Origin of the sequence: Shewanella sp. SP1S2-4 (assembly GCF_031932075.1) — a bacterium.
Lineage (GTDB): Bacteria > Pseudomonadota > Gammaproteobacteria > Enterobacterales > Shewanellaceae > Shewanella > Shewanella baltica.
This window is the reverse complement of the sequence record NZ_JAUOET010000001.1, coordinates 323,827-349,543: the sequence shown is the minus strand read 5'-3', so window position 1 is coordinate 349,543 and position 25,717 is coordinate 323,827. Positions and strand designations below refer to the sequence as shown.

Annotated in this window: 26 protein-coding genes; 23 read left to right on the top strand and 3 right to left on the bottom strand. The window is 46.7% G+C overall.

Annotation, left to right across the window (positions count from 1 at the left end):
* Positions 1-46: 46 nt before the first annotated feature.
* Positions 47-1,660, bottom strand: coding sequence for an L-aspartate oxidase (gene nadB / locus Q4Q52_RS01570; RefSeq protein ID WP_168823426.1), 1,614 nt, complete (start codon positions 1,658-1,660; stop codon positions 47-49).
* Positions 1,661-1,849: 189 nt separating this feature from the next.
* Here nadB and rpoE point away from each other — a divergent pair, with 189 nt between their 5' ends.
* From rpoE to Q4Q52_RS01510, 12 genes are all read left to right on the top strand, one after another.
* Positions 1,850-2,428, top strand: coding sequence for an RNA polymerase sigma factor RpoE (gene rpoE, locus Q4Q52_RS01565; protein WP_106649852.1), 579 nt, complete (start codon positions 1,850-1,852; stop codon positions 2,426-2,428).
* A gap of 41 nt (positions 2,429-2,469) precedes the next feature.
* Positions 2,470-3,084, top strand: a complete 615-nt coding sequence (locus tag Q4Q52_RS01560; protein WP_107946833.1) for a sigma-E factor negative regulatory protein — start codon at positions 2,470-2,472, stop codon at positions 3,082-3,084.
* A 12-nt stretch (positions 3,085-3,096) separates the two neighbouring features.
* A complete protein-coding gene (locus Q4Q52_RS01555; protein ID WP_311989666.1) occupies positions 3,097-4,029 on the top strand; it encodes a MucB/RseB C-terminal domain-containing protein in 933 nt (310 codons plus the stop codon).
* 10 nt (positions 4,030-4,039) lie between these two features.
* Positions 4,040-4,510: a SoxR reducing system RseC family protein gene (locus Q4Q52_RS01550; protein ID WP_220776558.1), complete on the top strand. Its 471-nt coding sequence runs from the start codon at positions 4,040-4,042 to the stop codon at positions 4,508-4,510.
* A 169-nt stretch (positions 4,511-4,679) separates the two neighbouring features.
* Positions 4,680-6,470 (top strand): translation elongation factor 4, encoded by a 1,791-nt coding sequence (gene lepA / locus Q4Q52_RS01545; RefSeq protein WP_220592334.1) that lies wholly within the window; start codon positions 4,680-4,682, stop codon positions 6,468-6,470.
* A 183-nt stretch (positions 6,471-6,653) separates the two neighbouring features.
* The gene (gene lepB, locus Q4Q52_RS01540; protein ID WP_311905042.1) at positions 6,654-7,571 is read left to right on the top strand and encodes a signal peptidase I; all 918 of its coding nucleotides are present in this window, start codon (positions 6,654-6,656) and stop codon (positions 7,569-7,571) included.
* Between the two features lies 1 nt (position 7,572).
* Positions 7,573-8,253, top strand: a complete 681-nt coding sequence (gene rnc / locus Q4Q52_RS01535) for a ribonuclease III (RefSeq protein WP_006080779.1) — start codon at positions 7,573-7,575, stop codon at positions 8,251-8,253.
* The gene (gene era / locus Q4Q52_RS01530; RefSeq protein ID WP_006085067.1) at positions 8,250-9,266 is read left to right on the top strand and encodes a GTPase Era; all 1,017 of its coding nucleotides are present in this window, start codon (positions 8,250-8,252) and stop codon (positions 9,264-9,266) included. The genes rnc and era overlap by 4 nt, the downstream gene beginning before the upstream one ends.
* A 28-nt stretch (positions 9,267-9,294) precedes the next feature.
* A complete protein-coding gene (gene recO / locus Q4Q52_RS01525; RefSeq protein WP_220776556.1) occupies positions 9,295-10,005 on the top strand; it encodes a DNA repair protein RecO in 711 nt (236 codons plus the stop codon).
* Positions 10,006-10,075: 70 nt separating this feature from the next.
* Positions 10,076-10,813, top strand: coding sequence for a pyridoxine 5'-phosphate synthase (gene pdxJ, locus Q4Q52_RS01520; RefSeq protein WP_311905041.1), 738 nt, complete (start codon positions 10,076-10,078; stop codon positions 10,811-10,813).
* Complete coding sequence (gene acpS / locus Q4Q52_RS01515; RefSeq protein ID WP_259543807.1) at positions 10,813-11,196, top strand: holo-ACP synthase; 384 nt, start codon at positions 10,813-10,815, stop codon at positions 11,194-11,196. The genes pdxJ and acpS overlap by 1 nt, the downstream gene beginning before the upstream one ends.
* 210 nt (positions 11,197-11,406) lie before the next feature.
* Entirely contained in the window at positions 11,407-11,928 is a 522-nt protein-coding gene (locus tag Q4Q52_RS01510; RefSeq protein WP_311905040.1) for an Mpo1-like protein, read from the top strand.
* Between the two features lie 100 nt (positions 11,929-12,028).
* Here the strand turns inward: Q4Q52_RS01510 and Q4Q52_RS01505 are convergent, their stop codons facing one another.
* Positions 12,029-13,303: an HlyC/CorC family transporter gene (locus tag Q4Q52_RS01505; RefSeq protein ID WP_106651789.1), complete on the bottom strand. Its 1,275-nt coding sequence runs from the start codon at positions 13,301-13,303 to the stop codon at positions 12,029-12,031.
* A gap of 99 nt (positions 13,304-13,402) precedes the next feature.
* A complete protein-coding gene (locus Q4Q52_RS01500) occupies positions 13,403-14,191 on the bottom strand; it encodes an inner membrane protein YpjD (protein WP_220592342.1) in 789 nt (262 codons plus the stop codon).
* Between the two features lie 289 nt (positions 14,192-14,480).
* Between Q4Q52_RS01500 and ffh the strand changes: the two genes are divergently transcribed.
* From ffh to Q4Q52_RS01445, 11 genes are all read left to right on the top strand, one after another.
* Positions 14,481-15,854 (top strand): signal recognition particle protein, encoded by a 1,374-nt coding sequence (ffh, locus tag Q4Q52_RS01495; protein WP_006080787.1) that lies wholly within the window; start codon positions 14,481-14,483, stop codon positions 15,852-15,854.
* A gap of 218 nt (positions 15,855-16,072) precedes the next feature.
* Entirely contained in the window at positions 16,073-16,324 is a 252-nt protein-coding gene (gene rpsP, locus Q4Q52_RS01490; protein ID WP_006080788.1) for a 30S ribosomal protein S16, read from the top strand.
* A gap of 20 nt (positions 16,325-16,344) precedes the next feature.
* Positions 16,345-16,875 carry a ribosome maturation factor RimM gene (rimM, locus tag Q4Q52_RS01485; RefSeq protein ID WP_006080789.1) on the top strand — a complete coding sequence of 177 codons (531 nt, stop codon included), beginning with the start codon at positions 16,345-16,347 and terminating at the stop codon, positions 16,873-16,875.
* A gap of 15 nt (positions 16,876-16,890) precedes the next feature.
* Positions 16,891-17,637 carry a tRNA (guanosine(37)-N1)-methyltransferase TrmD gene (trmD, locus tag Q4Q52_RS01480; protein ID WP_006080790.1) on the top strand — a complete coding sequence of 249 codons (747 nt, stop codon included), beginning with the start codon at positions 16,891-16,893 and terminating at the stop codon, positions 17,635-17,637.
* A 34-nt stretch (positions 17,638-17,671) separates the two neighbouring features.
* A complete protein-coding gene (rplS, locus tag Q4Q52_RS01475) occupies positions 17,672-18,025 on the top strand; it encodes a 50S ribosomal protein L19 (RefSeq protein ID WP_006080791.1) in 354 nt (117 codons plus the stop codon).
* Positions 18,026-18,285: 260 nt separating this feature from the next.
* Positions 18,286-19,377 (top strand): 3-deoxy-7-phosphoheptulonate synthase, encoded by a 1,092-nt coding sequence (locus Q4Q52_RS01470; RefSeq protein WP_115335237.1) that lies wholly within the window; start codon positions 18,286-18,288, stop codon positions 19,375-19,377.
* Positions 19,378-19,404: 27 nt separating this feature from the next.
* Positions 19,405-20,544: a bifunctional chorismate mutase/prephenate dehydrogenase gene (gene tyrA, locus Q4Q52_RS01465; RefSeq protein WP_259543818.1), complete on the top strand. Its 1,140-nt coding sequence runs from the start codon at positions 19,405-19,407 to the stop codon at positions 20,542-20,544.
* Between the two features lie 216 nt (positions 20,545-20,760).
* Positions 20,761-22,425, top strand: coding sequence for a hydroxylamine reductase (gene hcp, locus Q4Q52_RS01460; RefSeq protein ID WP_311989665.1), 1,665 nt, complete (start codon positions 20,761-20,763; stop codon positions 22,423-22,425).
* A 131-nt stretch (positions 22,426-22,556) separates the two neighbouring features.
* Complete coding sequence (locus Q4Q52_RS01455) at positions 22,557-23,726, top strand: hybrid-cluster NAD(P)-dependent oxidoreductase (RefSeq protein ID WP_311989664.1); 1,170 nt, start codon at positions 22,557-22,559, stop codon at positions 23,724-23,726.
* 162 nt (positions 23,727-23,888) lie between these two features.
* Entirely contained in the window at positions 23,889-24,224 is a 336-nt protein-coding gene (locus Q4Q52_RS01450; protein WP_006080796.1) for a hypothetical protein, read from the top strand.
* Positions 24,225-24,267: 43 nt separating this feature from the next.
* Complete coding sequence (locus Q4Q52_RS01445) at positions 24,268-25,572, top strand: sodium:proton antiporter (RefSeq protein ID WP_311989663.1); 1,305 nt, start codon at positions 24,268-24,270, stop codon at positions 25,570-25,572.
* Positions 25,573-25,717 lie beyond the last annotated feature (145 nt).

Below are 25,717 nucleotides of genomic sequence, written 5' to 3'. Positions count from 1 at the left end.
TTTCAGCAAGCCAAATAAGAACCTAAGCCTATAAACACATAAGCAGTTACTTTTCTGGTAGTAAAATTGTTGGGCGCGGCGCGTCTAATTTCTCAGGGTGATCGATATTAAAATGCAAACCACGGCTTTCTTTACGCTCCATGGCACAGCGAATAATCAACTCGGCCACTTGCACTAAGTTACGTAATTCGAGCAAGTTATTGCTGACTCTGAAGTTACTGTAATACTCTTGAATTTCTTGCTGTAACATCAGGCAGCGGCGTAGTGCTCGTTCCAGACGTTTATCCGAGCGCACAATCCCAACGTAGTCCCACATGAATAACCGCAGTTCGTGCCAGTTATGGGCGATGACCACTTCTTCGTCCGAGTTAGAGACTTTACTTTCATCCCATGCGGGAATTTGTCCCGGGATTTGAATTTTATGCAGTTGGCTTTCTATGTCCTGTGATGCCGCACGGGCAAACACTAAACATTCGAGTAGCGAGTTACTCGCAAGACGATTGGCGCCATGTAAACCGGTATAGGCGACTTCACCAATGGCATAGAGGCCGTTGAGATCCGTTTGACCGTGCATATCTGTCATCACGCCACCGCAGGTGTAGTGAGCCGCAGGCACGACAGGGATAGCATCTTTAGTGATATCAATCCCCAGCTCTAAGCAGCGGCTATAGATGGTCGGGAAATGCTTCATCACAAAGTCAGCATCTTTATGGCTGATATCCAGATACACACAATCGGCACCCAGACGTTTCATCTCATAGTCGATAGCGCGAGCAACAATGTCACGTGGGGCGAGTTCAGCACGTTCATCAAAGTCCGGCATAAAACGGCTGCCGTCAGGACGACGCAGATACGCCCCTTCACCACGCAGGGCTTCGGTGAGTAAGAAGTTGCGCGCATCGGCATGGTACAAACACGTCGGATGGAATTGGTTGAACTCCATATTCGCCACTCGGCAACCTGCACGCCACGCCATGGCAATACCATCGCCGCTAGCGACATCGGGGTTAGAGGTATATTGATAAACTTTAGAACTACCGCCGGTCGCTAACGCAACAAACTTGGCCTTAACGGTTTCGACGTGTTCTTCGTTGCGATTCCACACATAAGCGCCCAACACTCGATTTCCTGGGCGATTTAACTTACGGGTGGTGATAAGGTCGATGGCGTTATAGCGTTCTAAAACTTGGATATTGGGGTGGGCGAGTGCACGCTCTTGTAGCGTGGTTTGCACTTCTTTGCCTGTGGCATCGGCAGCGTGCAAAATACGTCTGTGGCTATGGCCGCCTTCACGGGTTAAATGGTAAGGTGCATCTTTTGCATTGCCGTCTGTGGTTTCTTCTTTATCGAAGGCGACGCCACATTCGATCAGCCATTGCATTGCACTCTTAGCATTTTCAGCGGTAAAGGTGACGACGTCTTTGTCGCATAAACCCGCACCTGCAATTAATGTGTCTGCAACATGGGATTCGATAGTGTCACTTTCGTCGAAGACGGAGGCGATACCGCCTTGGGCGTAGTAAGTCGACCCTTCCGAGAGTGGGCCTTTTGAAAGCAGAATTACTTTTGCTTTTTCAGCAAGATGCAAAGCTAGTGTCAGACCTGCGGCACCGCTACCTATGACTAATATGTCAGATTGGTGTTCAACTACTTGTTTCATCGGGTATCATGATGTGACTTGAGAGTGCCATCTATGGTAAACCAACTCACGGATTATGGGTACTTTCCTTTTAACCTTACTTTTTTTATATAATTTCAGAACTTTTTCAAAGTACGCGAGTCTACTTAAGTGAATATGATTCGAGCGACTGAGAAATCAGCATTTTAGATTTAGGAGAAGTCGGCTCGGATGAGTGGACAATTAAGTGATCAACAATTAGTTGAGCGCGTACAACAAGGTGATAAAAACGCTTTTAACCTGTTAGTGCTTAAATATCAAAGTAAAGTCATTAGCTTGATATCCCGTTATGTACGGAACCAAGCGGACGTTGCCGATGTCGCACAGGAAGCGTTTATCAAAGCTTATCGAGCTTTGCCAAACTTTCGCGGTGAAAGTGCATTTTATACTTGGTTGTACCGCATCGCAGTAAACACTGCGAAGAATTATCTCGTATCACAGGGGCGTAGAGCGCCCGCGAATGATGTTGATGCTGAAGATGCCGAATATTATGAAGGTAGTGATGCGCTGAAGGAGTTCGCCTCCCCAGAACGGCTCATGTTATCGGATGAAATCAAAAAAGTGATTTTCGATACCTTAGAGACACTGCCTGAAGAATTACGAATGGCTATCTCGTTGCGTGAACTCGATGGTATGAGTTACGAAGATATCGCCATAGTCATGGATTGCCCCGTAGGGACCGTAAGATCGCGTATCTTCCGAGCTCGAGAAGCAATCGATAAAAAGCTCCAGCCGTTGCTGGAAGCCTAAATTCTTATTTTAAGAACCCCTTATATTTAGACAGGTGAAAAATGGATAAATTAGGTCAAGAATGGGTATCTGCCGCAGTCGATGGAGAGACTGATGCGCAGACCATGGCAGAGTTATCTGCTGATACACATTCACATGATAAATGGCATAACTATCATATGATAGGCGATGCCATGCGTGGCGAATTGCCACAGAATATTGTGTTAGATCTTTCTGCTAGCATTGCTGCCGCCATTGAGCTTGAGCCTGCGATAGTTGCACCTAAGCATCAGGCGTCACCTGTTACGCCGCAAATTGCCGCCAATGCGCAGCAAAGCCGCGTCGTACCTTTGTTTAAGCAATTTGGTCAATATGCCATTGCTGCGACAGTTGCCATGTTTGCGATTGTGGGTGTGCAGAATTACAATCAGAGCGCCGATGATGCCGCGTCACCATCGCCCGTTTTGATAACCAGGCCGTTGATTGGTAGCGCATCACCTGTGAGCTTACAAACGGGGCCAGTTCAACAGAACCAAGGCTATACCAATGATCAGGTGAACGAGCAGCGTCGCCGAATTAATACTTATATCCAAGATCATATGTTGCAACAACGATTGAATACCGGTGCGGTTGTAGAGGACAATACCGAGGTCGTACCCGTTCCGGTCAATCAATAACGAGGAGTTAGCTTGCGTCTAATCCTGTTGGCTTTATTAGCCTTGGTCTTTCCTGCTATGGCGCAGGAAGATATGCCTGCCAAAGTTTGGCTCGAGAAAATGAGTCAGGCCTTACGAGAGAAAGAGTTTAAAGCATCGATTATTCAACTTCAGGCCGATCATATTCGGCCTTTGGTTTACCTGCACGGTAAGGTGAATAATCAAGAAGTTGCCTTTCTAGAATACCTTAACGGTCCACCCAAAAATGCTGTGCGTGTTGGCAATCGTGTTACCTTTATTGAGCACGACGAGCCTGCATACAGTATTGTTTCTAATCATATTCAAGGTGTTTGGCCTGCCGCTTTTTCTGCCAATATGGCGGATTTAGAAGTGGGTTATCAGTTTGTGCTTGGTGGTCGCACCCGTATTGCTGGGCGCCCGGGGCAAATGATCCGCCTGTTGCCCAATGATGAATTCCGTTATGGCTTTCAAATTTGGCTCGATATGGAAACCTTTCTGCCGCTGCGATACGACATGCTGACTCAAGATAAGCAATTACTTGAGCAGATCATGGTGATTGAACTTATCGAATTCAGCGAGCCGCCAGCCATTTTGCAAGAGGCCTATAAGCAAGAGTGGCCAGCGGTAATCGATCAGGCCGAGCGCCAAGACGGCCAAAATTGGCAATTTGCTTGGTTACCCGCGGGCTTTACTGTGGTAGTGCGCGACCACCATAGATTAATTGGCAGTCACGAAGCGGTGGAATACATAGCACTGACCGATGGACTGGCAAATATTTCAGTTTATGTTGCGCGAGCTGGGGCGAGTCCATTGCCCGAAGAATTAATTACTCGTAACGGCTTGTCGCTAGTTTCAGAAAAAGTCGGTAATGCCGAAGTGGTTGCAGTCGGTAAAGTGCCGACACAAACCCTAGCACGCATTGCTAAAAGTCTGACGCTAGAGTAGGACGCCGATTATGATGGAAGAAATTGCCAGAGTCGTCGCCAGTGATAGCCAAGGCTGGTTGACGGTTGAAGTCGAACTTAAGAGTACCTGCAAGAGCTGCAGTAACAGCGAGTCTTGCGGGACCTCTGCTGTGGCTCAGGCTTTTTCCTCGAAAACTCAGCAATTTTCGATCCAGAGTGACCGCCGCTGCGAGGCGGGTGAGTTACTAAAATTAGGACTTCCCGAGAGCGTGATCCTCAAAGCGGCGGCATTAATCTATTTAATGCCGCTGTTTGGTTTGTTTGTTGGCGCAGCATTAGGACAATTTTTAGGCCAGTTACTTGAGTTTAATCCTAACCTAGGTGCCATGGGCTTTGCGGCCGTTGGTGCCTTGCTTGCATGGTCTTTTGGTAAGCAACAGGCCAAACGCTTAGAAGTCGATGCTCAACCTGTGATTTTGGCCTATTTGGGTATGAGCATCAATTTGCAAGAATTAACTTAATAATTTCAGTGCCTTATTTTTAATTAAAAAACAGCTAACTGCGGTTTTGGGCGTTGTTTTATCTGTCTGTCTTAAGTCGGAGTGAATGTGATTGGTATTGAAACCGCAATCAGGTACAATTTCGCTCCTTTGAACCGTATCCATTTTCAGTATTAGTCATTGCAGCATAATGAAACAAATTAGAAACTTCTCAATTATTGCCCATATCGACCATGGTAAATCGACGCTATCAGATCGTCTTATTCAGGTTTGTGGCGGTTTAACCGACCGTGAAATGGATGCTCAAGTTTTAGATTCGATGGATCTAGAACGTGAGCGTGGTATTACGATTAAGGCACAAAGTGTCACTTTGGATTACAAAGCCAAAGATGGCCTAGTCTATCAACTCAACTTTATTGATACCCCAGGTCACGTTGACTTCTCCTACGAGGTCTCGCGCTCATTAGCAGCCTGTGAAGGCGCTTTGCTGGTGGTTGATGCGGGTCAGGGCGTTGAAGCTCAGACACTGGCAAACTGTTACACCGCGCTGGATATGAATCTAGATGTGGTACCTATTTTAAACAAGATTGACTTACCACAAGCCGATCCAGAACGTGTTGCTGCCGAGATTGAAGATATCGTCGGTATCGATGCCATGGATGCTGTGCGTTGTTCGGCTAAAACCGGTGTCGGTGTCGACGAGGTTTTAGAAGTCATTGTTGCCAAAATTCCACCGCCAGAAGGCGATCCTAACGCACCATTGCAAGCCTTGATCATCGATTCTTGGTTTGATAACTACCTAGGCGTAGTGTCGTTAGTGCGAATTAAACACGGTAGCCTGAAAAAAGGTGACAAGTTTAAGGTAATGTCTACTGGACAAAACCACACTGCGGATCGCGTCGGTATTTTCACCCCAAAACAAACTGATAAAACCGAGCTTAAAACCGGTGAAGTAGGCTTTGTGATTGCGGGTCTGAAAGAAATTCACGGCGCGCCTGTGGGCGATACATTAACTTTGGCCAAAAACGGTGCAGAAAAGCCGTTACCTGGTTTTAAGAAAGTGAAGCCTCAGGTATACGCTGGCGTATTCCCTATTTCTACCGACGAATATGAAAACTTCCGTGATGCGCTGAACAAACTCAGCCTGAACGATGCGTCATTATTCTTTGAACCTGAAAGTTCATCGGCACTCGGTTTTGGTTTCCGCATTGGCTATTTAGGCCTGCTGCACATGGAAATCGTCCAAGAGCGTTTAGAGCGTGAATACAACCTAGAGTTGATCACTACTGCGCCAACCGTAGTGTACGAAGTGGTGATGACCAACGGTGAAACGATTTACGTCGATAACCCGTCTGATTTACCAGCGATTAACAACATCGAAGAAATGCGTGAGCCGATTGTTGAGGCCAACATTTTAGTGCCAAAAGAATACTTAGGTAACGTGATTACCTTGTGTATTGAAAAACGTGGCACGCAAGTGAACATGGTTTACCACGGTAACCAAGTGGCTGTGACGTATCATCTGCCAATGGCGGAAGTGGTCATGGACTTCTTCGACCGTTTGAAATCCACTAGCCGTGGCTATGCATCACTCGAATATAACTTTATTCGTTTCGATCCCGCTGACATGGTGCGTTTAGATATTCTCATCAACGGCGACAGAGTCGATGCCTTGGCTATGGTTATCCATAGATCTAACATTCGTCACCGTGGTTTAGCCTTAGTCGATAAGATGAAAGAGCTGATCCCGCGTCAGATGTTTGATATCGCGATTCAAGCGGCTGTGGGCAGTCAAATTATTGCTCGTTCAACCGTGAAAGCCTTGCGTAAAGACGTAACGGCTAAATGTTATGGCGGCGACGTTTCTCGTAAGAAAAAACTCTTAAATAAACAAAAAGAGGGTAAGAAACGGATGAAGCAAGTGGGTAACGTTGAGGTGCCACAGGAGGCATTCTTAGCGGTACTTAAGCTAAACGAGTAATCGTTAGCATAAGAAATGACCATTTAGTTGACTATTGCGCCGCTGTTTGCGGCGCTTTAGTTAGGTTATCGTATTGGTTTATCACTTTGGTTTACCAAGGTCGAATACGGTAAGTTAACTAAAGTATGATATTCGCTGAGTTAGGCACCTTTAAATGATTTTAAAGCAGGAGTTCAATAAGCAATGGCAGCGTATTTTTCCATTATTCTAGTGCTAATCACCCTGATCTCGGGACTTATTTGGTTAGTCGACGTGCTCGCATTCGCCCCTAAGCGTCGTGAGAGTTTAGCGTTAGCCAAGGCCTCGCAAGCGACGTTAACCGAAGAAGCTGAGTACCAAATCATCCGTGAGTCGACCATAGTCGAAACCGCGCACTCTATTTTCCCTGTGATTGCCTTTGTGTTGATTCTGCGTTCATTCATATATGAGCCATTTCAAATCCCATCGGGTTCTATGATGCCAACCCTCTTAGTAGGTGACTTCATTCTGGTGGAAAAATTCAGTTATGGGCTTAAAGATCCTGTATGGCGCACTAAACTGGTTGAAACCGGCGAGCCAAAACGCGGTGATGTGATCGTGTTTAAATACCCTGAAAATCCGCAAATTGACTACATCAAACGTGTTGTCGGTTTACCGGGTGATAGAATTATTTACCGTAACAAGCAGTTGATGATCCAGAAGGCCTGTGGCGTTGAGCAAACAGATTGCCCAGAACCACAAGTTATCGCCCGCACTGAAATCAGTCGTGGTGATTACAGCCAAGATGGCGTGCCATTACTGCGTTACACGGAGCAACTGGGCGAAGTCGCCCACGATATTTTGATCAACCCAAGTCGTCCCGACATGCTGGGATATTTTAAGCGCGAAGGTAATTTACCCGCGGGTGAGTTTTTAGTGCCTGAAGGCCATTACTTTGCCATGGGTGATAACCGCGATAACAGCACCGACAGTCGTTTCTGGGGCTTTGTGCCAGAAGAAAACCTTGTTGGTAAAGCGGTAGCGATTTGGATTAGTTTTGAATTTGACCGTTCAAAAGCCGACTTCCTCCCAACTTGGGTACCGAGCGGCGTGCGTTTTGAGCGTGTAGGTGGAATTAAATAGCATGGAACCGATTAAAAATTTGCCACGTTTGTGTCGTACTTTAAGTTATGAGTTCAAGAATATTGAGCTGTTGACTCAAGCGTTGACCCACAGAAGTGCGGCAAATAAACACAATGAACGCTTAGAGTTTTTAGGTGATTCAATTTTATCTATTGTGATTTCTGATGCTTTATATCATCAGTTTCCGAAGGCGACCGAAGGCGATTTAAGCCGGATGCGCGCTACCTTAGTGCGCGGTGATACCTTAACGATCATCGCCCAAGAATTTAAGCTCGGCGATTATTTGTATCTAGGTCCTGGTGAATTAAAAAGTGGTGGATTTAGACGCGAGTCGATTCTTGCCGATGCGGTTGAAGCCATTATTGGCGCCGTTTACCTTGATTCCGATCTCGAAGTTTGTCGTGCATTACTGCTGAAATGGTATGCCGAGCGTTTGGCCGAAATTCAACCCGGGATCAGCCAGAAAGACGCAAAAACCTTACTGCAAGAACATTTACAAGGGTTTAAAAAGCCGCTGCCTGATTACCAAGTAATCAACATAGAAGGCGATGCCCACGATCAGACATTTACCGTTGAATGTCGTATTGAAGACTTGAGCCAAAGCGTCATTGGTGTGGCGAGTTCACGCCGTAAAGCCGAGCAAATCGCGGCCGCTCAAGTATTGGAGTTACTAAAGAAATGACCAAAAAAACAGACTTGTCAGGTATCGATGCTGCAAAAGCGGCAACTGAGCCGAGTTTAGATGAGTTACTGGCAAGGATGAATGCGGCCGCGCCAACGCCGTCGGCCCATTACGATGTCACTTATTGCGGCATGGTGGCGATCATTGGTCGCCCTAACGTCGGTAAATCGACGTTAATCAATCGTTTGCTTGGCCAGAAGGTGAGTATTACTTCTAAAAAACCGCAAACGACGCGCCACCGTATCATGGGTATTCATACCGATGGTCCTAAGCAAATCGTGTTTATCGATACACCGGGTTTGCACATTGAAGAGCAGCGGGCGATTAACCGCCTGATGAACCGCGCGGCGGCCAGTTCACTTGCCGATGTCGCTATGGTCATTTTCGTGGTCGATGGCATGACGTGGACCGCCGATGATGAGATGGTGCTCAGCAAGTTACGCCGTGGCGGCGAAGAGCGTCAGACGATTCTGGCGATCAACAAAGTCGATAATATCAAAGACAAAGAATCACTGTTCCCGTATTTGGAAGAAGTCGCCAAAAAATATCCTTTCGATGAAATTTTGCCAATTTCAGCCAGCAAGGGTACTAACGTCCAGCGAATTTTAGAGCTGGCAGCGGCATCGATTCCTGAAGGACCTTTCTTCTTCCCTGAAGATTATGTTACTGACCGTTCGCAACGTTTTATGGCGTCGGAAATTGTGCGTGAAAAACTGATGCGCTTCCTAGGTGATGAATTACCCTATGATGCCACGGTTGAGATCGAACAGTTTAAGATGATGGAAAATGGCGTTTATCAAATCAATGCCCTGATCCTCGTCGAGCGTGAAGGTCAAAAACGTATGGTGATCGGTAGCAAGGGCGAACGTATTCGCACTATTGCGACTCAAGCCCGCTTAGACATGGAAACCTTGTTTGATAATAAAGTCTTCCTTGAAGTGTGGGTGAAAGTGAAATCTGGTTGGGCCGATGATGAACGCGCCCTGCGTAGCTTAGGTTACGGCGACGATTAAGCATTAATTCCAGCGAGCGCGCTTACCGATGAAACGTGGCTATGTTCTGCATCATCGTCCGTATCGAGAGTCCAGTGTCTTAGTTAACCTCTTAGTTGACGGCATTGGACGGGTCGATGTGGTTGCCCGAACCGGCAGCGGTAAGCGCTCTATCAAGAGTATTCTCCAGCCCTTTCAACCGCTGATCTTCGAATTTAGCGGTAAGTCTGAATTAAAAACCTTAACCCAAGTCGAAGCCGCTGCACCTGCTGTGCCTCTATCGGGCCAAAGTTTGTTTGCTGGCATGTATATCAATGAGTTATTGGTTCGCACTTTGTCTGTGCAGCACAACGCTGAAGAGTTATTCCTCATTTATCATCAAGCCTTAGTCGGCCTTGCCGCGAAGTTTTGCCAATCCCAACTGCGTTATATTGAGCTCGCCTTGCTGCGGGAATTAGGTTTTATGCCTTCGCTTAGCCGCGATACTCAGGGCGAACCACTGGTTGCTGAAGATTATTACCAGCTCGTGCCTGAGTTAGGCTTTCAATTTGTGCTCAACTCCCGTGCGCGTAACGCCTATCAAGGCGCAATGTTGACGGCGCTTAACGATAATCAACTCACCGACGCACATTTTTTAAGCGCTAAGTTGCTGATGCGCTCCCTGTTAACACCATTACTTGGTACGAAACCTCTACTGAGTCGACAATTGTTCGTCAGCACTGCCGTACCAACTAAGATAGATGGGAATAATTCGCCCTAGCTCCTGTTTTTTAGCGTGAGCCTAAGTACAATAGGCCGCAATATCAGCGTTAAACATTAAGGAGTTCCCGATGAGCCGTATCTTATTGGGCGTGAATATCGACCATATTGCTACTCTGCGCCAAGCCCGTGGCACCAGTTATCCTGATCCTGTGCATGCCGCCGCCGTTGCTGAACATGCTGGCGCCGATGGCATCACTATCCATTTGCGTGAAGACAGACGCCACATCATAGACCGCGATGTATATTTGCTGGCAAAAACCTTGAAAACCCGCATGAATTTTGAATGTGCAGTGACTGAGGAAATGCTTAACATCGCCTGTGACATTAAGCCGACCTATGTTTGTTTAGTGCCAGAAAAGCGCCAAGAAGTCACGACTGAAGGCGGTTTAGATGTGGCGGGGCAGTTAGATAAAATCACTGCTGCGGTCACTCGTTTAGCCGCTGAGGGCATTCAAGTTTCCTTATTTATTGATGCCGATAAAACCCAAATCGATGCCGCTGTTGCCGCTGGCGCACCGCTTATCGAAATCCATACTGGCTGTTATGCCGATGCGAAAACGGAAGCAGAAGAAGCCACTGAGTTAGCGCGTATTAGCGAAATGGCCAAATACGCCCATGGCAAAGGTTTAGTGGTTAACGCGGGTCATGGTTTGCATTATCACAACGTGAAACCGATTGCGGCGATTCCTGAGTTATATGAACTCAATATCGGTCATGCGATTGTCGCCCGTGCCGCGATTGACGGTTTAGCGACAGCAGTGAAGGACATGAAAGTGTTAATGCTTGAAGGTCGTCGAGGCGAGTAATGGCGATTGTCGGCCTAGGCACAGATATCGTCGAGATTGAGCGTATTCAGGCGCATGTGGCGCGCGCAGGTGACAAGCTGGCGAAACGTGTGCTGACCGAGGCTGAGTTGGCCATTTATATTGCCCATAGTCAGCCAAGCCGTTATCTTGCCAAGCGTTTTGCCGCCAAAGAAGCTGCAGCCAAAGCGCTCGGTACGGGTATTGGCCGCGGCGTGTCGTTTCAGCATATTCACATTGGCAACAATGAGGATGGTGCGCCGACGATTCACTTTACTGAAGGGGCGCTTACGCGCTTACAGCAGCTTAAAGCGACGGTTGGGCATATCTCTATTGCCGATGAAAAATCCTATGCGATTGCGACGGTAATCATAGAGTCTCAATAAACCCGAGTTTTGTGTTTGTCGTCTATCAAGAAGGAACCTCAGGGTTCCTTTTTTCATTTATGGATGGGTATCAAAATAAGTGCCAAATCAGTTAATGCAACAATTTATTTACTTTTGCTGTTCAGCTTAATTGTTTTACGTTAGTTTATGGCTTGCGCACCTCGCAATTTGGCGCAGGCAAGAGCAGGGGAAAATGAAGAGGAACCCAGAATGAAATCCGCCGCAGAGCAGTTATCGACCTACAAAAGTGTGCACTTAAATCAGCGTAATATTCAGACCCATTTTATTGGTATCCCACTGATTATTTGGTCTGCTTTCCTGTTGCTGGCCACTGTACGTATTCCGCTTGGCAGTCTGGGTGAGACCAGTTTAGCCGTGATTGTCGGCGTGTTAGTGTCGGCCTACTATGTCCGTTTGCACTTAAGGCTTTCAATGGGGCTGATCTTATTTATGGTTCCTGTGCTGCTCACGACTGAATGGGCGGCACATATCGCCGGTGCCACTTGGCTTGCCCTAGGGGTATTTGTGGTGGGCTGGGTGTTTCAGCTAATCGGCCATCAATATGAAAAAGCCAAGCCTGCCTTTGTAGATGATTTGAATCAGTTATTAATTGGGCCATTCTTCTTGATGGCGGAAGTGTATTTTATGTTGGGCCTAGAAAAGGCGCTCAATGCCCAGATAACGCCGATGGCGATTGAAAAGCGCCGCGCACTTGAGGCGAAAAAGATTTAACTCGTTACATCACTTGGGAAAAGTATTGCTCGGGGGAGCAGTCGGCCGAACGACATATTAGTATGTGGTTCGGCCGATTTTTTATGGGGAAAATCGAAAGCTAAGCTCTAGGCGGGTGATAATGCAGCGGTATAATACGCACGGTTTTAATCATATTTTCAGCCACATCGATGATCTCTAAGGGATACCCAGCTAAACGTAAACTGGTATTCGCTGAGGGGATTTCCTCTAGGTATTCTAGGATCAGACCGTTGAGGGTTTTAGGGCCGTCGGTCGGGAAGTTCCACTTCATTTCTTTATTCAAATCACGAATGGTAATGCTGGCATCGACTAAGTAACTGCCATCTTGCTGCACTTTAATATCTTCACTCGGCGTGGTTAACATTGAGGTGGTAAAGTCGCCGACAATCTCTTCGAGAATATCTTCGAGCGTTACCAGACCTTGAATATCACCATATTCATCAACCACTAAGCCGATACGCTCTTTGTTCTGTTGGAAGTTAGCCAGCTGTACATTGAGCGGCGTACCTTCTGGCACAAAATAGAGTTCTTTCACTGCGCGCAGCAGAGATGACTTGCTGAATTGTTCTTTCGATTGTAGTCGCAGGGCATCGCGCAAATGAATAAAGCCCACCGCATCGTCAACTGTGTCGCGATACACTAGCACTCGGGTGTGCGGGCTTTGGATCACCTGACGATTGATGACTTTAAATTCGTCATTGACGTTAATCCCGTAGATATCCGAGCGCGGCACCATAATATCTTCAACAGTGACTTTCTCTAAATCTAGGATAGATAACAGCATTTCTTGGTGACGTTGGGGGATAAGTGCCCCAGCTTCATGTACGACAGTGCGTAACTCTTCTTGGCTCAACGCATCGCTACTATTGACGGTTTTTATCCCCATCAAACGTAAAAAACCTGACGTGATGAGGTTAACGCCTTTCACTAAGGGCGCTAATAGGATCAACAACCAACGCAGCAGTATGCTGGAGGGGAAGGCGATACGTTCGGGATTGAGTGCGGCGATGGTTTTGGGGGTGACTTCAGCAAATACCAATACAACGAGTGTCAGCACACCGGTAGCGATGGCGACACCTAAGTCCCCCCAGAGGCGCATACCAATAATAGTGGCGATAGCCGATGCTAAAATATTGACTAAGTTGTTGCCGATTAAGATCAAACCAATCAAACGGTCAGGACGCTCAAGCAACTTCAAAGCTCTAATCGCCCCTTTATGGCCATTACTGGCTAAGTGGCGTAGACGGTAGCGGTTGAGTGTCATCATGGCGGTTTCTGAGCCTGAGAAATAGGCAGAGAATAGGATAAGCACTAGTAAAACGATCAGGAGTGCGCTTGTCGATATAGCGTCCAAAAAAGGCTCCAATATGGCCAGTAAACTTAAGTAAATACCGACATTTAAAAAAAGTGTCAAGTCGGCAGCGGCATTAACTGCCTTTGCCGACTTAAATGTTTAGTTGAGGATTAACTCTTTGACAATGCGCGCGCCAAAATAAGCGAGCGAAAGTAAGGTGGCGCCAGTCAAAGTGTAAATGACTGCGGTACGAATTTTACAGCCGACCCAATACTGTTGCCACAACATAGTTATGTATACAAACCAAGCCATTATCGACAGGATTGCCTTATGACCTTTGCCATCGGCGAACATGTCTTCAAGGAAGATAAAGCCGGTTGCGAGTGATAAACTGAGCAAGATAACGCCGATAATCACTAAATGATAAAGTTGCTTCTCAACTGTCATCAGTGGCGGAATGCCAGGGCTCAGCATAAATTGCTTTTTCTTCAGCTTATTTTGGATCATCGCCAGTTGTATCGCATACAGGGCGGCAATCATCAGAGCACTGTAGGCCATGAGTGACAATACGACGTGGGCTAATACTTCAGGATAAAGCTCAAAATGCGTGATGAACTTAGGCGGCAATAACCAGAGTAGGGCGACCGAGAGCACAGAGCAGGCGTAAACCACGGGCACTACGACAATCACCTTCAGCCTGAACATTAATATTGTAAAAGTGAAAGCGATAATCCAGTTTACTAAGGAAATCACGTTCGTCAGGCTAAAGTTTTGCCCATCGGTGGTGAAAATCACTTGGGATAATGCTGCAGCATGCAGAATGACCGCAATAGCTGCTATACCTGCGACGGCGCGGCGATTCGGACCGTCGGGGTGGAACAATCGACTCGTCACTAGTACCAATGCAATGCAATAAAAAAACATGGCTGAGGCAGAAAAGATGACCATGGGTAATTAACCTATTTGTGTAGTTAAAGGTGCCTTATAAACGGGGCATACAGATCAATATTTTCCCTAGAATAACATGAGCCGTCGGCAAATGGGCAGTGACATGAGTTGCAAAATTTAGCAGATTCTTATTGTTAGGGTTAAATAGTGTGTTAACGACAATAAAACATGACTCAGCGCAAGTAAAACACTTAACCACAATCAAGATGGGTGCAGCAGTAGCATAATGCGCATGCATCGTTATAATACAGCCCATCAATCGAGATTCTTAAAGGTATAGAACAGGACGATGTTTGAGAACCTAACCGACAGACTGTCACGCACACTGAAAAATATCAGTGGCCGTGGTCGCTTAACTGAAGAAAACGTTAAGGAAACCCTGCGCGAAGTGCGTATGGCACTGCTGGAGGCCGATGTTGCCCTGCCTGTGGTGCGCGAATTCGTTAATAATGTAAAAGAACGTGCCGTTGGCCAAGAAGTCTCTAAAAGCTTAAGCCCTGGTCAAGCCTTCATTAAGATAGTTCAAAGTGAACTTGAAAAATCCATGGGTGAGGCGAATGAGGCCTTAGATTTAGCCACTCAGCCGCCAGCCGTGATCATGATGGCGGGTTTGCAAGGTGCGGGTAAAACCACCAGTGTGGCCAAACTGGGTAAATTTTTACGTGAACGCCATAAAAAATCGGTATTAGTGGTCAGTGCTGACGTTTACCGCCCAGCGGCGATTAAACAGCTTGAGACGTTAGCGCAAGAAGTCGCGGTGGAGTTTTTCCCATCGGACGTCAGCCAAAAGCCAATCGACATTGCGAAAGCGGCGATTGCCCACGCTAAATTAAAGTTCATCGATGTGGTGATCCTCGATACCGCAGGTCGTCTGCACGTCGACGAAGCCATGATGGACGAGATCAAAGGCTTACACGCTGCGGTCAAGCCTATTGAGACCTTGTTCGTTGTGGATGCTATGACAGGTCAAGATGCGGCGAATACGGCTAAGGCGTTTAACGAAGCTTTGCCACTGACAGGGGTTATCTTAACCAAAGTCGATGGTGATGCACGTGGTGGTGCAGCGTTATCGATTCGCCATATTACCGGCAAGCCGATTAAATTCCTCGGTGTCGGTGAAAAGACCGACGCGTTAGAACCGTTCCATCCCGATCGTATTGCCTCGCGTATTTTGGGTATGGGCGATGTGTTATCGCTGATCGAAGAAGTTGAGCGCGGCGTCGATAAAGAAAAGGCCATGAAACTGGCTTCGAAAGTGAAGCAGGGTGGCAGTTTCGATTTAGAAGATTTCCGTGAGCAGTTACAGCAAATGAAAAACATGGGCGGCATGATGAACATGCTGGAAAAACTGCCCGGTGTGGGTCAATTGCCCCCAGAAGCCTTAGCGCAAATCCAAGACGGCAAGATGACAGGCCAAATGGAAGCCATCATTAATTCGATGACGTCCAAAGAGCGTAAGAACCCTGATTTAATCAAGGGCTCACGCAAGCGTCGTATTGCTGCGGGTTCTGGCACGCAAATCCAAGACGTAAACCGTTTATTGAAACAGTTTACGCAAATGCAAAAGATGATGAAAAAAATGTCTGCTAAGGGCGGCATGCAAAAAATGATGCGCGGAATGCGTGGCATGATGCCGCCTGGAATGAAATTTCCAGGCCGTTAATCGGACATTTTTAGTTAAACCTAGCACTTTATCAGTCGGTTGACTCTGGTAACAATGAACCGCTAACGAAGGACGCAGGCGTAATAATCGCCATCTTTGGTTGCATTAGTTGGAAACTCAGGTAAAATCTTCCGGCTTTCTATCTGGGACTCTTCGCGAACACGGGGTTCCAGTTTTTATTTTTGCTTCAAAGCAAATCATTAGAGGATTGAAAACGCATGGTTACCATTCGTTTAGCTCGTGGCGGCGCAAAAAAGCGTCCATTTTACAACATCGTTGTTGCTGATAGCCGTAACGCTCGTGACGGTCGTTTCATTGAGCGTGTAGGTTTCTTCAACCCATTGGCCCGTGGCCAAGAAGAAACATTACGTTTAGACCTTGCTCGCGTTGAGCACTGGGTTTCTAACGGTGCAGCTGCTACAGAACGCGTAGCAAAATTGATCAAAGACGCTCGTAAAGCAACTGCTTAATAGCGTTAAGGTATAGATTGATGAGCAGTAACCAACAGCCAGTCGTACTGGGGAAATTAGGCTCCTGTCATGGCATTAAAGGTTGGCTGAAAATCACCGCCTATACCGATTCTGTTGAAGGTATCTTTGACTACTCGCCTTGGCTTATTAAAGAAAATGGTGAGTGGCGCGAAATAAAGGTCACCCAGTGGCGTTATCAAGGCAAGGCCGTTGTTGCCTTACTTGATGGCGTAGAAACACGGGAGCAAGCGCAAATGCTCACAAATTGTGAGATTGCGATTTTGCCGGAACAGATGAACGATTTGCCAGCAGATGAATTCTACTGGCGTGATCTCATCGGTTGCGAAGTGGTCAATACAACTGGCTATAACATGGGGATTGTCGATCAGATCGTGGAAACAGGATCGAACGACGTATTACTCGTTAAAGCCAACGCTAAAGATAGTTTCGGCAAAGTGGAACGTATGATCCCCTTTGTCCCTGAGCAGTTCATCAAAACGGTGGACCTGCAAGGTAAACAGATTTTAGTGGATTGGGATCCTGACTTCTAAGTCGAGGTACAACAGATGTGGTTAGGGGTAATAACCCTGTTCCCAGAGATGTTCCGTGCCGTGACAGACTTTGGAGTTACGGGTCGAGCCGTGAAAAACGGCCTGCTCGAGTTGCACACGTGGAATCCCCGTGATTTCACCCATGATAGACATAATACGGTAGATGACAGGCCTTACGGCGGTGGTCCCGGAATGTTGATGATGGTGCAACCCTTGCGCGATGCCATTCATGCAGCGAAAGCCGCAGCGGGTGAAGGTGCGAAGGTGATTTACTTGTCACCTCAAGGACGCAAGCTGGATCAGCAAGGCGTCACTGAGTTGGCTCAATCATCACGTTTGATTTTGGTCTGTGGTCGATACGAAGGTATTGATGAACGCATCATTCAAACGGAAGTGGATGAAGAGTGGTCGATAGGGGATTACGTGCTTTCGGGCGGCGAATTACCGGCGATGACTCTGATAGATTCAGTATCGAGATTGGTTCCTGGCGTGCTAGGAAAACAAGCTTCGGCGGAGCAAGATTCTTTCTCCGACGGTTTACTGGATTGTCCACATTACACTCGCCCTGAAAGCCTTGATGGTGTTGACGTACCGGCAGTGCTGCTAAGTGGCAACCACGAACAAATTAGACTCTGGCGTTTACAGCAAAGCCTTGGTAGGACTTTACTGAGACGGCCAGAATTATTGCAAAATCTAGCTCTGACTGACGAACAAACGACTCTATTAGCGCAGTTCGTTGAAGCAATGAACAAGCATGCTTAGTCGTAGCTCAGTTAATTCTAGAACGGAGTAAGTTATGAACAACATCATTAAAATGCTCAACGATGAGCAAATGAAACAAGACGTACCTGCGTTTGGTGCTGGTGATACAGTAGTAGTTCAGGTTCGTGTTAAAGAAGGCGATAAAGAGCGTTTACAGGCTTTTGAAGGCGTTGTAATTGCTAAGCGTAACCGTGGTCTGCACTCTGCATTCACAGTACGTAAAATCTCTAATGGCGAAGGTGTTGAGCGTGCTTTCCAAACGCACAGCCCACTGATCGCTAGCATTGAAGTTAAGCGTCGTGGTCGCGTTCGTCGCGCCAAACTGTACTATCTGCGTGATCGTTCAGGTAAATCTGCACGTATCCGTGAGAAGCTGGCAACTAAGTAATAGTTACCGCTACAGAAAACAAGACGTAGTGTTCGCACAGAAAACCGCCCTAGTGGCGGTTTTTTGTTGCTGTTTTTTGAGTATTTATACTTGATCTAAAGAGAATGAACAGGCATAGTGGTCGCCTGATTGTAATGGTGTAGCATTACAAAAGTGCATTGCGATGGATTTACGCTATTTTTCTTCCGAAATGAATGCCCAAGCTGACTTGAAGTCCTGCTTCGACAACTGGGTTAAACACTAAGTCTTAGGTGGTAAGCATGCAACAAGATACGATTAACAACGTACACATCAGTTCAGAAAAAGTCTTAATCACACCGCAAGAGCTTAAAAATGCCTTGCCACTCTCTGAGCATGCTTATCGTTATATCCTCAATGCCCGCAAAACCGTGGCTGATATTGTCCATAAGCGCGACAATCGAGTATTGATCGTCACCGGGCCTTGCTCCATCCATGATATCGCCGCCGCTAAGGAATACGCTTTAAGGCTTAAAACCTTGCACGATGAACTCAGTGATGAGTTTTACATCTTAATGCGAGTGTACTTTGAAAAGCCGCGTACTACGGTCGGTTGGAAAGGCATGATCAACGATCCCGATATGGATGAATCCTTCGATGTCGAAAAAGGTCTGAAAATGGCCCGTGAGCTGATGATTTGGTTGGCCGAATTAGGGCTACCAGTCGCCACTGAAGCGCTTGATCCTATCAGCCCTCAGTACATTTCTGAGCTAGTGACTTGGTCGGCCATCGGTGCCCGCACCACTGAATCGCAAACCCATAGGGAAATGGCATCGGGTCTTTCTATGCCAGTTGGCTTTAAAAATGGCACCGATGGTAAGCTCGATGTGGCGATTAATGCGCTAAAGTCAGCGGCCAGCAGTCACAGATTTATGGGCATTAACCAACAGGGCCAAGTCGCCTTATTACAAACTGCGGGCAATCCCGATGGTCATGTGATTTTACGTGGCGGTGCATCACCAAACTACGATGCCGCAAGCGTGGCAGAATGTGAGGCACAGCTTCACAAAGCCAAACTCAATGCACGTTTGATCATCGATTGCAGCCATGGCAATTCATCCAAAGACTACAGCCGCCAAAAGCCTGTGTGTGAAGATGTGTTCGAGCAGATTTATAACGGCAATAAATCGATCATCGGCGTTATGCTTGAAAGCCACTTAAATGAAGGCAATCAAAGCTGCGATAAGCCATTAAGCGAGCTAGCTTACGGTGTATCTGTGACAGATTCCTGTATTAACTGGGAAAAAACAGAAACCATTTTACGTGACGGCGCGGTGAAGTTATCTTCAATACTCCCGGCACGCTTCGATATGCTTAAAGTTGCTAACGCTTAAATTGGCGACAGCTTAATGGACTCAGGTATGAATGAAAAAACAACGGCCGAATTAGAACATCTTCGCGGCCTGATTGATGGTGTCGATCAGCAATTATTGCATTTACTGCGTAAGCGCTTAGATCTCGTGGCGCAAGTGGGCACAGTGAAACACGGCGCCGGTTTACCGATTTATGCACCGCAGCGTGAAGCCGCCATGCTCGCTAAACGCCGCGAAGAAGCGAAAAGCATGGGGATTGCACCGCAATTAATTGAGGATATTTTACGCCGCTTGATGCGCGAGTCTTATCTCAATGAAAAAGATGTAGGCTTTAAGCAAGTTAAAAAAGATCTCGGCTCAGTGGTGATTGTCGGCGGTAAAGGGCAACTCGGTGGACTGTTTTCACAAATGCTGACCTTATCTGGCTACCAAGTGAATCTGCTCGATAAAGATGATTGGCAGCAAGCAGATAGCCTATTTGCCGATGCGGGCATGGTGTTAGTGACTGTGCCGATTGCGATTACTTGCGAGCTTATTCGCGAAAAGCTGACCCAATTACCAGCCGACTGTATTCTGGCGGATTTGACCTCCATCAAGACAGAGCCGGTTAAAGCCATGCTTGAGGCGCATTCTGGTCCTGTCGTCGGTTTCCATCCTATGTTTGGTCCCGATGTGGGCAGTCTGGCGAAACAAGTCGTGGTGGTGTGCCACGGTCGTGAGCCTGATAAATACCAATGGTTACTCGAGCAGATCGCAATATGGGGCGCGCGGATTGTCGAAGCAGAGCCTGAACGTCACGACAGTGCGATGCAGTTAGTGCAGGCAATGCGTCACTTTTCGACCTTTGTGTATGGTTTGAATCTGTGCAAGGAAGAGGCAGATATTGATACTTTACTGCAATTTAGCTCGCCGATTTATCGCTTAGAATTGGCTATGGTAGGGCGCTTATTCGCCCAAAGCCCAGAGCTTTACGCCGATATTATTTTTGCCCAGCAAGATAGCCAGCATGCTATTGGTGATTACTTAGATAACTACCGTGAAGCGTTAGAGCTGCTAAAACGCGGCGACAGGAACGAGTTTATTAAGCAGTTCCAAACCGTCGCTAAATGGTTTGGGGATTTTGCCCCTCAATTCCAGCGTGAAAGCCGTATTATGCTGCAATCGGTCAATGATATGAAAACCAATTAATAAAGAGTAAGTTACTCTTAAAAACGCCCATCATTGACGGGCGTTTTTTTATGGATTTTTGGCAGGTCTTATTGCCTTTATTAGTGATTGCTTAAGGTGATCGTTCTCTAACATTTAGCATTCCATTCTAGAAATGACTGTCGCTTATGGCGTGTTTAGGTAGACTAGTTTTAAACATGCAAAAATAAAGCATGAATTTAAATTAGGAGTCTATCCATGTTCTGTATTCAATGTGAGCAAACCATTCGTACACCCGCTGGCAATGGTTGTAGTTATTCCCAAGGTATGTGTGGCAAGTTGGCGGCAACGTCTGATCTGCAAGATTTGTTGATTTATATGCTGCAAGGCGTGTCTGTGTATGCGGTTAAAGCCCGCGAGCTGGGCATTATCGATGCTGAAATTGATAGTTTTGTGCCTAAAGCCTTTTTCGCGACCCTCACCAACGTAAATTTCGATGACGAGCGCATTATGGCCTATACCCAGCAGGCGGCTCATTATCGTACTCAGTTAAAAGCTTCTTACGAAGCGGCTTGTGAACAAGCGGGTATTGCCGTTGAGCAAGTGCCGCAAGTCGCTCAGTTAGTGCTGGGGACCAGTAAGATTGAAATGCTAGCGCAGGCACCAATTGCACTGCTGAATAAAGATAAGCATGACGTTCATGAAGACATCATGGGGTTAAGACTATTGTGTTTGTATGGCCTTAAGGGCGCGGCTGCTTATATGGAACATGCTCGCGTGCTGGGACAGACTGATGCCAATGTTTCAGGGCGCTTCCATGAAATCATGTCTTTCTTAGGTGAGCCGAGTGTCGATGGCGATAAACTATTTACCACTGCGATGGATATTGGTCAGTTGAACTACCGCATAATGGCCATGTTGGATGCGGGTGAAACTCAGGCCTTTGGTCATCCAGAGCCAACGGTGGTGAATACTAAGCCCGTTAAGGGCAAGGCAATTTTAGTCTCTGGTCATGATATGAAGGATTTAGAGCTTATCCTTGAGCAGACAGTCGGTAAGGGCATCAATGTGTTTACCCACGGCGAAATGTTGCCCGCACTGGCGTATCCTGCCTTTAAAAAATACCCACAGCTTGTCGGTAATTACGGCAGTGCTTGGCAGAATCAACAGCAAGAATTTGCCAATTTCCCTGGCGCTGTGGTGATGACGTCCAATTGTATTATCGACCCCAATGTTGGCAGTTATAGCGATCGTATCTTTACTCGTAGCATAGTGGGTTGGCCTGGTGTGGTGCATATCGAAGGCGATGATTTCTCGGCTGTGATTGATAAAGCGTTAGCATTAGAAGGCTTTATCTACGATGAAATCCCCCACACTATCACCATTGGTTTTGCCCATAATGCCTTGATGGCGGCAGCGCCAGCTGTGGTTGAAAATGTAAAAAGTGGCGCGATTAAACACTTCTTCCTCGTTGGCGGCTGCGATGGTGACAAGGCCGACAGAAGCTACTTTACTGAACTTGCTAAATCCACACCTAAGGATTCAATAATCCTGACGCTAGGCTGCGGTAAGTACAAATTCAATAAGCTCGAATTTGGTGATATTAACGGTATCCCACGCTTGCTCGATGTGGGCCAGTGTAACGATGCCTATTCTGCGATTCAGTTAGCGATTGCGTTAGCTGAAGTATTCGAATGTGATATCAATGAATTACCATTGAGTTTAGTGCTCTCTTGGTTCGAACAAAAAGCCATTGTGGTGTTACTGACACTGTTGTCACTCGGTGTGAAAAACATTCGCACAGGCCCGACACCACCTGCATTTTTAACCGCCAATCTCGCCAAAATTTTGGAGGAGAAGTTTGGCTTACGCAATACCACCACAGTTGAGGCCGATTTAAAGACCATGTTGAACGTGGCGTAAATCAGTCGGTGCTCATTGCTGAAGTCCGCTGAATATTGTGGCTTAAATCAGCAATGAGTGGTTGCTTAACTGCGGTTTTAATTTCGATTTTGCCGAGGGTTAAAACCGCAGTGTGTTGCAGGTAAAATGTAATGAATGCGATAAATTTGAGTGTGATGGCAGGGGCGAAAGCGCTCCATAAACCCAAAAGTGTTAACCCAGTAGACGGTGGGCCAGCGCAAATCGGAGCAGGGCTAAGTGAGCTGGTGTGCGTTGAACGCTGGAATGAAACTATCGATGTGGTGAGTTTTCGTTTTCAGGCGGGCGAGCCGATGAAGTTTGACTATAAGCCCGGCCAGTTTATGGCCTTTGTGCTCGACATTAACGGTGAGCAAGTGTGCCGCAGTTATACTTTGTCGTCATCACCATCGAGACCCTATTCCTTGATGGTGACAATTAAGCGTGTGGCGGGTGGACTGGTGTCTAATTATCTTATTGATCACTTGCAGCCAGGCCAGCAAGTGCGCGTACTGCAACCGACGGGGCAATTTAACTTAGTTGATATCCCTGCGGCGAAATACTTGTTTTTGAGTGCAGGTTGCGGCATTACGCCCATGTATTCGATGTCACGTTATCTAACTGATACTCAAATTGATGCCGATATTGCCTTTGTGCACAGCGCGCGCTCAGACGCCGATATTATCTTTAAATCATCATTGGAGACGATGGCAAACCGCTTTAACGCATTCAAACTCAGTTATGCGCTGGAGTCGGCGACCGAATCACTTTTATTCTCTCCAAAGATAAGCTTTGATATAGGGCGATTAACTGCGCAGATGCTGCAAACCTTAGTGCCTGATGTTACTGAGCGAACAGTTTATCTCTGCGGGCCTGAGCCTTATATGCAGGCCGTAAAAGTGTTATTGGCCGAACTCAATTTTGATATGAGTCAGTTACACCATGAGAGTTTTGCCACCGCGGAGAAAGCCGCACGTCATCAGCTTATGCAAGCAAATTCACCTACTGAAACGCATGATAATCCACAAGCAGAGGCTTTTACCTTGCCTATTTTTAACTTAGCTATTGGGGATCGCAGCACAAAGCTAACACAAGGGCTGAGTTTACTTGAGGGAATCGAGTCTGAAGGATTACCGATTATTGCGGCTTGTCGTTCGGGCGTGTGCGGCGCTTGTAAATGCCAAGTCTTGGAGGGAGAAACCACATCAACGAGTGTGATGACACTGAGTCCTGCGGAAATTGACGCGGGGTTTGTGCTGGCGTGCTCTACAACGTTAACGTCCGATGTGAGACTAAAACTCTAGCGCGCTGATTAGTGATAGTTATACAGGGCTTATCAGGCTTATTCTTAAATGGATGGAAATATTTCTAATCCTTAGTTGCGCTTATCTCAGTGAGAACGTAAGGTTAATGACAAGGGCGTATGATGTTGGCGCCCAGTCCATTAGTCTGGCTGGAGTCTCTCAATGACAATGACAACCACTTATGCCGCAAAAATTGAAGACCGTTCTCTTGGGCATTTGTTGTACGCCTTGATGTCGGGCTTTCCCTTATTATTACTTCCCGTGCTGCTAAGTTTGTTCATTAATGTTTCCCAACGTCAATCTCATGGAAACCCATTATTGGCGTCGCATTTGCGTTGGCAACGGCATTCTAATGTCGCCTTTCTTGGCTTGTTAGTGCTCGGCTATTGCGTGCCGTTAACTTGGCTCAGTCTTTCGATTTATCTTTTTGGGATCATTTGGTTTTGCCACAGGATCATTAAAGGGTGGTTAAGTCTATTGGATGGTTTAGAAATCTAAACTTGTGCTAGAGTCTCTAAATTGATGATATTTAGAGGCTCTTATGTCCAGTTACCAAATTCTGTGTATCCTCTGCGCCTTGGCGCTAGTCACTTCAGTTGTCTCTTCACGCGTCCATAAACTGCAGGAAACTGTGGCCATTACGGCTATCGCCCTAGGCATGAGTTTGTTATTACTCCTAGGGGGAAAGGCCTTAGGCGGGCATGTCTATTTGTATTTTGTCTCAGGCTTAGAGAAGCTCGATTTTCAAGCCTTGCTGCTCAATGGCATGTTAGGTTTTTTACTCTTTGCCGGCGCATTGCAGATCCGTTTAAAAATACTGAGACATCAGAAGTGGGAGATTTTAATCCTCGCCTTTGTCAGCACTTTATTATCGACCTTTATCATAGGAGGACTGTTATTTTGGGGCGCACCTATGTTGGGTCTACCGCTACAACTCAGCCACTGCTTGCTGTTTGGCGCCTTGATCTCGCCAACCGACCCCATCGCCGTTTTGGCTATTTTAAAGAAAATGGGCGCACCGGAAGATATTGCTATCCAAGTGGAAGGTGAATCTTTATTTAACGATGGCATAGGGTTAGTTATTTTTGTGGCGATATCGCAATTAGCCTTCTCCACTGAACCGCTGACGTTTATCCATATCTCTGAGTTATTTATTCGTGAAGCAGTCGGTGGGGTCATTTATGGCGGCATACTTGGCTTTTTATTGCATCATTTTTTCCGCTACTGTGAGGAAGAAACGCAATTGATGCTGGTTACACTGCTGATCCCAACCGCGGGCTATGTGATGGCGGAAGTGTTTGGAGTTTCTGGACCTTTAGCTATGGTGAGTGCGGGGATCATCATAGGTAATTTCAGTGTGCCTAAGTTCTTTGCCCGCCACGAGCGAGTGAAGTTACTGACATTTTGGTCGCTGATTGAATCCTTCTTTAATGCATTACTCTTCCTACTGCTCGGCTTACTGCTTTTGTTAGTCACTTTTAAAGCGCCGTTGTGGTGGTTTATGTTTGTGGCGATTCCATTGGTATTATTGGCGCGTGCCGTGAGCGTGTTATTACCTTATTTGGGCTTTAGGTTGTTTAAGTCTTACAACCCCTATGCAGAGACGATTCTGATTTGGGGTGGTTTAAGGGGAGGATTAGCACTCGCGATGGCGATGAGTTTACCTGAGGGGATTGTCATCGATGCTATTGGTGGTGTGGAGCTGAGGGAATTATTGTTAGTGATGACCTATGCCATCGTCGTATTTTCGATTTTAGTGCAGGGCTCTACTATGACAGGGCTTATCCGCAGGAGTAATGCGGTTACCGAACCATCGAGGGCTGTCGGCTCTTCTGAAAATGCATAAAGGATGACTGGGCAGCGATAGTAAACAATATTAAGCCTGTTAGTCATCACGCTGACTTGCAGGCTTATTTCAGTCAATCAGGGATAAAAGAAGTCTCATTTATCCCTGAATACACTTCGAACTAACCCCATTTCACTTTAAATTA